The sequence below is a fragment of the Brevibacterium sp. ZH18 genome (assembly GCF_022748595.1).
Lineage (GTDB): Bacteria > Actinomycetota > Actinomycetes > Actinomycetales > Brevibacteriaceae > Brevibacterium.
On the sequence record NZ_JALDSX010000032.1, the window covers coordinates 31,043 to 39,586 of the forward strand.

General features: G+C 63.1%; 6 protein-coding genes and 1 tRNA gene. 3 read left to right on the top strand and 4 right to left on the bottom strand.

Features of this window, described 5'->3' with window-relative positions:
* Window positions 1–195 precede the first annotated feature (195 nt).
* Window positions 196–747, top strand: coding sequence for a M48 family metallopeptidase (locus tag MPN20_RS11925; protein ID WP_242782467.1), 552 nt, complete (start codon window positions 196–198; stop codon window positions 745–747).
* Here MPN20_RS11925 and MPN20_RS11930 read toward each other — a convergent pair.
* Window positions 731–1,294, bottom strand: a complete 564-nt coding sequence (locus MPN20_RS11930) for an NUDIX domain-containing protein (protein WP_242782468.1) — start codon at window positions 1,292–1,294, stop codon at window positions 731–733. The two genes, MPN20_RS11925 and MPN20_RS11930, sit on opposite strands and share 17 nt — an antisense overlap.
* Window positions 1,295–2,722, bottom strand: a complete 1,428-nt coding sequence (locus MPN20_RS11935; protein ID WP_242782469.1) for a zinc-dependent metalloprotease — start codon at window positions 2,720–2,722, stop codon at window positions 1,295–1,297. It abuts the gene before it with no gap.
* Between the two features lie 171 nt (window positions 2,723–2,893).
* Here MPN20_RS11935 and MPN20_RS11940 point away from each other — a divergent pair, with 171 nt between their 5' ends.
* Together MPN20_RS11940 and MPN20_RS11945 are read left to right on the top strand one after the other, a co-directional pair.
* Window positions 2,894–4,033, top strand: coding sequence for a PDZ domain-containing protein (locus MPN20_RS11940; RefSeq protein WP_242782470.1), 1,140 nt, complete (start codon window positions 2,894–2,896; stop codon window positions 4,031–4,033).
* A gap of 32 nt (window positions 4,034–4,065) precedes the next feature.
* A complete protein-coding gene (locus MPN20_RS11945) occupies window positions 4,066–7,029 on the top strand; it encodes a UPF0182 family protein (RefSeq protein ID WP_242782471.1) in 2,964 nt (987 codons plus the stop codon).
* Window positions 7,030–7,110: 81 nt separating this feature from the next.
* On the opposite strand, the gene MPN20_RS11950 is transcribed toward MPN20_RS11945, so the two are convergent.
* Window positions 7,111–8,139 carry an iron-siderophore ABC transporter substrate-binding protein gene (locus MPN20_RS11950; protein ID WP_242782472.1) on the bottom strand — a complete coding sequence of 343 codons (1,029 nt, stop codon included), beginning with the start codon at window positions 8,137–8,139 and terminating at the stop codon, window positions 7,111–7,113.
* 93 nt (window positions 8,140–8,232) lie between these two features.
* Window positions 8,233–8,309, bottom strand: a tRNA-Met gene (locus MPN20_RS11955).
* Between the last annotated feature and the right edge of the window lie 235 nt (window positions 8,310–8,544).

Consider the following 8,544-nt stretch of genomic DNA (forward strand, 5'->3'; position numbering starts at 1 on the left):
GAGTAAAGGCGCCTTGGTTATTCGTGCAGGCCTCGAAAACGGGTGAAATCGTAGGTCACTTCCTCTGCTCGGGCAATCGGGTCCGCGCTTCGCCTGTGGACGGCGACGGCGACTGGCGCCGATATCGATACTCAGGAAACTCACAAGTAGGAGACTCGGTGATTTCGTGTCAGTCGGAGTTCCTATGATGGGACCGTGGCAATTCGACAACGATGGACAGAAGAGGACGTGCTGCGGGCGATTGCCCGCGGAGAGATCAGAGTGCGTCGCTCCGCACGACGGAAGAAGACCATATCAGTCTCGAAGGAGGTCGACACCTTCGTCCTCAGCACCCCGGCGAGATACAGCGTCGAGAACAATATCCGATCGCTGACGCAGCTGCTGAACCGCCTGGCGGCCAGGGACCACTCGTCCGCGTCCGACCTCGTCGGCCTGGCCGACGAGATGAGCCAACGGTACTTCGGAGGTCGACTGCGGCCCCAGTCGATCAGATGGGTGACGAACCAGAACGTCAGTCGCTGGGCGTCGACGACGACGTCAACGGGGGATATCCGCATCTCGCACCGACTCCAGAGCGTGCCCCGCTGGGTCCTCGAGACCGTCGTCGTCCACGAGCTCGCACACCTGCAGATCGGGCCTCATTCGGCGGAATTCCATGCGCTTGCCGACAGGCACCCGCGGCAGTCGGAGGCCAAGCTCTATCTTGACGGGTTCAGCGCCGGGGAGCACTTCAGCCGCGGGAGCTGACCTGCAGCGACGCCACGCCTGCCCGATACAGCTGCGGCAGCCGCGCGGGCAGATCCGGCATGAGGGTCGCTGGCAGTTCGGTGAGGGGGAACCAGCGCACGGCGATGGACTCCTCTGAGACCACGGGCGTCTGCGTGTGCGAGGCTGCGGCCGCGAAGACCACGTCGAAGTGCCGTTGGCATGCCCCGAATGCGGCTGAGAGGTCGTGGACGTGGAGATCGATGGGGGTGGGCGAGAACCATCGCAGTTCGGGCAGTCCGCTCTCTTCGAGCGCTTCCCGTCGCGCGGCCGACCGCAGGGTCGCATCCGCGGACTCGAGGTGCCCGCCGAACTGTCCCCACAGCCCGGCCTTGCGGTGATGATTGAGCAGGACCGATTCCGTGTCCGGGTCGAAGATCAGGCAGCTTGCAGTGACATGTTCGGCGCCGGCTTCACGACGGAGCGCACCGGCGCCGAGGCGGTCGAAGAGCTCGCCGAAGTCCCGTGCGAAGTTGTTCGCGTCCGGCCCGGCCTCCACCTCGGTGCGGGCGGTGTCGAGATCGATCATTCAGTCCTCGTTGCGGGGGTCCGAGTCGTCGGGCGAATCGGTTTCCTCACCGGTCTCCGACTGGTCCGGTGTCTGATTGTCCGTCGTGCCGTCGAGGCCCTCGGAGAGGATCCGGCTGAGCGCCTCGTCGAGTGTCGACTCGCTTGACCATTCGGCGTGGCGGCGCTCGGAATAGCCGAGCGGATCGTCGAGGTCCTCAGTCGTCGGAAGCAGATCGGGATGGGAGAAGACCTTGTCCCGGGCCTCGATGCCGCCCTGGGTCTCGAGGTAGGCGAACAATGCGGCGGCGTCACGGAGTCGACGCGGGTTGAACTGCAGACCGACGAGAGTCGAGAAGGTCTTCTCGGCCGGTCCCGCAGTGGCCCGACGCCGACGCAGAGCCTCGCGGATCTGGTCACGGGCGGGCAGGTGCGCACATGCCGAATAGACGACGACGTCGACCCATCCGGCGATGACGGCCAGCAGGTTCTCCAGCACCGTCAGCGCCTTCTTCTGGTCTTCGGTCGTCGGCGGGTTGAACAGTCCCTGGCGGATGTTGTCGCTGAGGTCGGAGATGTTCGAGGGATCGATCGACGACGCCATCTCCTCGATCTGCGATGTATCGACCTTGAGTCCCTGTCCGTAGCGCGTCAGCGCGGTCTCGACCTGTGCGCTCAGCCAAGGGGCCCGCTCGAACAGCGCCAGGTGGGCGAGTTCCTGAGCAGCCATGTAGATGCGCACCTCTGAGGGGTCGACGTCGATGTCCGCGGCGAACTTCTCCACATTGGACTCGACGAGTACGGCGCTGTCGTTGGGCAGCAGCGGAAGACCCACCTCGGTGCCGGTGAGCACGCTCTCCGAGAGAGCGCCGACAGCCTGTCCGATCTGCATGGCGAACATCGAATCGCTCATCGAGCCGAACATCGAGGAGGCGCCAGCGAGGATGCCCTTCATCTCCGCCGGGACCTGGGTTTCGAGGGTCTCGGTCAGAGCTGTGGACATGTTCTCCTTGATCGGGAGAACGAACTTCTGCCAGCCGGGCATGGTCTCGCTGACCCATTCGGCGCGGGTGAGTGAGCGGGTCGAACGATTGGCCACGGAGAAATCGGTGGCCTCGGCGAGCCAGAGCTCCGCCAGGCGGAACGCGTCGGTGGTGGCTCGGACCGCCTCGTCGCTCACGGCAGGGTCAGGCCCCGGCACGGCCCGCTGTGCGATCGAGGTGGCCTGGGCACCTGCGTCGGCACCCTGGCCGAACATGCCCTGCATCTGGTTCATGATCGTCGACATCATCGCGGGATCGATCTGGAAGCCCTGCGGCCCGCCGATGCCCTTCTTGCCGTCGTCGCCGTCGTCGCCATTGCCTTGGCCGGCACCGGGACCATTCGCTCCGAAGAGCATCCCGAAGATCTGTTCGAACGGATTCTGTTCGTTGTTGTTGTCATCGGTCATTTTCTCAAAGCCCCCAAGAATCGGTGTGTCTTACACGTTAACCGTTCTGCATGTGGGAATCTTCCCAATTCCGGGAGGTTTCGCATGATGTTCGCACCGGGCGAAAGGAGTCTGTGAAACTCACGGTCAGGTTTCAACTAGACTGGTGGGGCGGTGCAGCGAAAGGAATAGATGACAGTGAATCCCCCTCGGGCCGTGCCGGTGCCGACACCACCATCACGAGGCGAAACCCGACGACGGTCTCCCCGTCTGGCCACGACTTCAGGGGTCATGACCTACGCTCTCATCGCTCTTGCCGTTTTATTGCCGGTTCCGTACATGCTTCAGCTGCCGGGACCGGTTTTCAATACGCTCGGCGACTATCGGGACAAACCGATGATCAGCATCTCCGGTGCCAAGACCTACCCCACAGACGGTGAGATCGACATGCTCACAGTGGCGGTCAGCGGCGGACCCGGCCGGGACACCTTCGCCTCGCAGGCCCTGGGTGCACTGCTGCACGGCCATGAGACCGTCATCCCCACCGAGGCCTACTACCCGCTCGACACGACTCGCGAAGATGTCGCGGCGTCCAACGCAGTGGAGATGTCCTCGAGTCAGGATGTCGCTGTCGCGGCGGCGATGGGGCAGCTCGGCAAGTCCTACACAGTCCATCTCCTCGTCGACGAAGTCGTCTCCGGTTCGCCCGCCGAGGGCGAACTGCGCAAGGGCGACCGCATCATGTCGGTGAATGGGAAGAAGCTCGACTCCGACCCCGATGCCGCGCAGAAGCTGAGCGAGGCGGTGAAGTCCTCCGATTCGGTCGACCTCGTGGTCGAGCGCGGCGGAAAGAACGTCGATGTGTCGCTGAAGCCCGCGACGGTCGAGGGACGCAAGGCCATCGGCATCAACATGAAGCAGGACTTCGAATTCCCCGTCGACGTGTCGTTCAACGTCGAGGGCATCGGCGGGCCCTCGGCCGGCACCATGTTCGCCCTCGCCATCGTCGACGAGCTCACACCGGGTGCCATGGCCGGTGGCAAACACGTGGCCGGAACCGGCGAGATCGATCCGGCAGGAAACGTCGGCCCCATCGGCGGGGCACGACAGAAGGTAGCGGCCGCCACTGCACAGGGGGCGACGCTGTTCATGTCGCCAGCCGACAACTGTGCAGAGGTCCTCAAGGCCGCCGATCAGTCCAAGATCACGGTAGCGCGCATCGATACCCTCGCTGACGCGCAGAATGCCGTGGAGAAGTACGCCGTCGGAGACACTGCGGATATTCCGAAGTGTCCAGCCGATGGTGCCGACCCCAATGAGAAAGGGCAGTAGTGAGCTCTCCGTCCTCACCCACTTCCGCACGCATGCCATCGAATCGACCCAGACGATCGCCGCTGCTGCTGACCCTCGTGTCTGTGGCGATCCTCGTCGTCGCCTTCATCGCTTTCACGCAGGTGTACACCGAGATCCTGTGGTTCAAGCAGATCGACGCCTCGCAGGTGTTCCGGACCGTGTGGGTCACCCGCGGTCTGACCTTCCTCGCCGGGTTCATCGTCATGGCCGTCCCGGTATGGCTGAGCCTGCATCTGGCGTTCCGTAGCCGTCCGGTCTATGCGCCGACGACTCCGCGCCAGGAGAACCTCGACCGCTACCGTGAGGCCATCGAGCCTCTGCGCAAGGTGGCGACGCTTGCGATTCCCGCGGTCGTCGGCCTGCTTGCCGGAATCACCGCCTCGGCGAACTGGAACACGGTCCTCGAATGGGTCAACTCGACCTCCTTCGGTTCGAAGGACCCAGAATTCGGCATGGACAAGTCGTTCTTCGTCTTCGTCCTCCCCGGCCTGCGTCTCATCGGCGACCAAGTTGGAATGGCGATTCTGCTCTCGCTCATCGCCGCACTCGTCGGGCACTACCTCTTCGGCGGGATCCGCCCGGGGGAGCAGAAGGGCGTCATTCTGACGAAGACCGCCCAGTGGCAGCTGGGCATCACCACAGCTGTGCTGATCCTCGTCCAGGCGGGCCGCCTCTGGCTGGCTCGCTACGAGCGTCTGACGTCGACCGGCGGCATCGTCCCCGGCGTCACCTATGTCGACGACCGTGCGGCGCTGCCCGCGATGGCGATCGTCGCAATCGCCGCGGTTCTCGTGGCCTTCCTCTTCGTCTACACGGCGTGGAAGGGCAACTGGCGGATCTCGCTCATCGCCACGGCCACGCTCATCGTCCTCGGCGGAATCTCGATCATCGCCTATCCCGCAATGATCCAGCAGTTCCAGGTCAACCCCTCGCAGCAGAGCCTGGAGTCGGAGTACATCCAGCACAACATCGACTCGACGCGTGAGGCCTTCGGCTTCGACGACGTCGATGTGACTGCGTATGAACCAAGCACGAGCGGTGAGAAGGGCGCATTGCGGTCCGATGCCGAGACTGCGGCATCCATCCGACTGCTCGATCCGAACCTCGTCTCCGACACATTCCGTCAGCTCCAGCAGGTCCGTCCGTACTACTCCTTCCCGCAGCAGCTCGACGTCGACAGGTACGACATCGACGGCGAGAAGCGAGACACGGTCATCGCCGTGCGTGAGCTCAGCCCGAGCTCGGTGAACAACCAGAGCTGGTACAACAGGGCAATCGTCTACACCCACGGTTTCGGCGTCGTCGCTGCCAACGGCAACCAGCGCAGCCCTGACGGCGAGCCGACGTTCATGGAGTCGGACATTCCGCCCAAGGGCGACTTCCCGAAGTACGAGCCTCGCGTGTACTTCGGTGAGAGCTCACCTGACTATTCGATCGTCGGCGGCGAGAAGGGCTCGACTCCTCGTGAGCTCGACTACCCGTCCGATGAGGACAAAGGCTCGGGCCAGGTCAACAACACCTTCTCCGGTGACGGCGGCCCGTCCCTCGGCGGCCTCTTCAACCGTCTGGCCTACGCGCTGAAGTTCCAGGACGAGCAGATTCTGCTGTCTGACGCAGTAAACAACGATTCGCAGATCCTCTACGACCGTCATCCGCGTGAGCGCGTCGAGAAGCTGGCTCCGTTCCTCAAGATCGACGGTGACCCGTACCCGGCTGTTGTCGACGGCAAGATCAAGTGGATCCTCGACGGATACACGACGGCCAAGGACTACCCGTATTCGACGCCGCAGCCACTTGAAGAGGCGACGACGGATTCGACGACTGCCACGGCGCCGAACGCCGTTGCGACCTTGCCGGATGAAGAAGTCAATTACATTCGCAACTCGGTCAAGATCACCGTTGACGCCTACGACGGCACGGTCGACATGTACCAGTGGGACAAGAACGATCCGGTGCTCAAGACCTGGATGAAGGTCTTCCCCGGGCTGATCAAGTCCTCGTCACAGATGTCCGGCGATCTCATGAATCACGTCCGGTACCCGGAGGACCTGTTCAAGGTTCAGCGTGATCTGCTGGCGAAATACCACGTGACCTCGGCCAGTGAGTTCTACACCGGCCAGGACTTCTGGACTCTGCCGACGGATCCGACGAAGAAGGCCAACAGCGGCCTGACCCAGCCTCCGTTCTATATGACGCTGCAGATGCCGGGACAGCAGTCGCCGTCGTTCTCGCTGACGACGTCCTACATCCCGGCCCGGTCTTCCGAAGGGCAGGCGCGGAACAACTTGACGGGCTTCCTGGCGGCGGATGCCGATGCGGGTGACAAGAAGGGCCAGGTCGCCGACAGCTACGGCAAGCTCAGGCTGCTGCAGCTTCCGCGCAACACGACCGTGCCCGGACCGGGGCAGGCGCAGAACAACTTCAATACTGCTCCCGATGTTCAGCGCAGCCTGAACCTTCTGCGTCAGGGCGAATCCGAGGTGCAGAACGGCAACCTGCTGACTCTGCCCATCGGTGGGGGACTGCTCTACGTCCAGCCGGTCTACGTCCGGTCTGCCGGCGACACCTCGTACCCGTTGCTCCAGCACGTGCTGGTCGCCTTCGGTGAGGATATCGGATTCGCTCCGACCCTCGACGAGGCTCTCGACCAGGTGTTCGGCGGTGACTCCGGAGCAAAGGCCGGCGACGCCGGAACCAAGGACAGCGGCTCGGGCGACTCCGGATCCTCCACCAGCGGAGAAGACAAGAAGTCGGGCTCCGACTCCAAGGGCCTCAACGATGCTCTGCAGGAGGCCAAGAAGGCGATGGAGGACTCAGACGCAGCACTCAAGAAGGGTGACTTCGAAGAGTACGGCAAGGCTCAGGATCGGCTGAAGAACGCGATCGAAGATGCCGTCGCAGCGGATCCGTCGATCGCCGACAAGGGCGCCTCTGCTCCGGCCACGGAACCAGCGGACAAGGACGGCGGAAAGTGAGCTGACGTTCCGCTCGAATCGGAATGACGGACGCCCCGGAAGAATTCTTCCGGGGCGTCCGTCATTCACCGCTGGTGATGATCACTGCGTGAGGTGCGCATCCAGGTCGCTCAGTATCTGCCGAGCGCCGATGGGTCCCAGTCCGAGGAACCACACATCGTCATCGACGCGGAAGGCCTTGTCGGCCTCCACCGCGTCGAGGTGCTTCCACTGGCTGCTTGAGATCGCTTCGGCTTCGCCTGTCGCCTGCGGATCTCCGTAGCTCGTATAGAAGACGTAGTCACCTCCCGCTTGGTCGAGGCTCTCCGGTGAGATCTCGACAGCGAGGTCATCGACGTCCTGACGTTCGGGACGAGAGATGCCGATGTCGTTGAGGATGACCCCGATGAGGGACCTGTTGGCATAGAGCCGCAGGCGGCCGGGCATGAAGCGCACAAGAGAGACCGTGGGGACTCCGTCGATGGACTTCTTGAGCTCGGCAGCGGTTCGTGCGTAGTCATTGAGCTCCGCTGTGGCGTCGTCCTCGAGTCCCAGCGCATCTGCGACGAGAAGGAAGTTCTCCTTCCAGGGGAAACCTGGACGGATCGAGAAGACAGTCGGGGCGATGGAGTTGAGCTGGTCGTAGAGTTTGTCAGCGCGCAGCTGGCTGCCGAGGATGAGGTCGGGCTCGAGAGAGGCGATCTTCTCGAGGTCGAGTTCATTGATGGTGCCGACCGTTTCGACACCGTCCACGTCGTCTGCGAGGTACGAGGGAACCGGATTCGTGCCGTTGGTCGTGACCATGCCGACCGGAGTGAGTCCCAGGGCGAGGACGTCGTCGAGCTCTCCCGTGTCCAGAACGACGACGCGTTCAGGTTTCTTCTCGATGTCGACGGTGCCGTTGGCGTGTTCGACCGATCGGGGGAATTCTCCGGGCTCGGCGTCGCTGCCCAATTCGGCCGTCGCCTTGTCGGCAGTCGCGAATTCGCGACCTCCCGTGGCGACGTCGCGATTGCCGGATTCACCGCCGGTTCCCTTGTCATCGGAGGGGGTGCATCCTGACGTCAGAAGTGTCAGGGAGAGTGCTGCTGCAGCGACGGCGCAGACCTTGTGTAAGTGAAGAGATCTCATAAGGTTAGCGTACCCTAACTGCGAGATTCAGCGGCAGTGCGGGTTGATGAATACGAAGAACCCCCATCCCTTAGGATGGGGGTTCTGCCACATTGGTGGCGGGGGGAGGATTTGAACCTCCGACCTCCGGGTTATGAGCCCGGCGAGCTACCGAACTGCTCCACCCCGCGGCGTGTCCTTAACATTACACGAGCCTTCTCCTGACCGCCAAATCGAAGCAGAGTGATGTATACCACGTGGTCACCTGGGGTTCATGTCGGTTATTCAGGTAGGGCTTCAGCGGGCTGTCGAAATTTCCTCGCGGAACGAGCGGAGTGCCTCATGTCAATACCCCCGGCTAATGAGGGTCGTGCCTCACACAAATTATCCCCGGGAACAACTCTCACCCCACCCGACTCGGCCTGA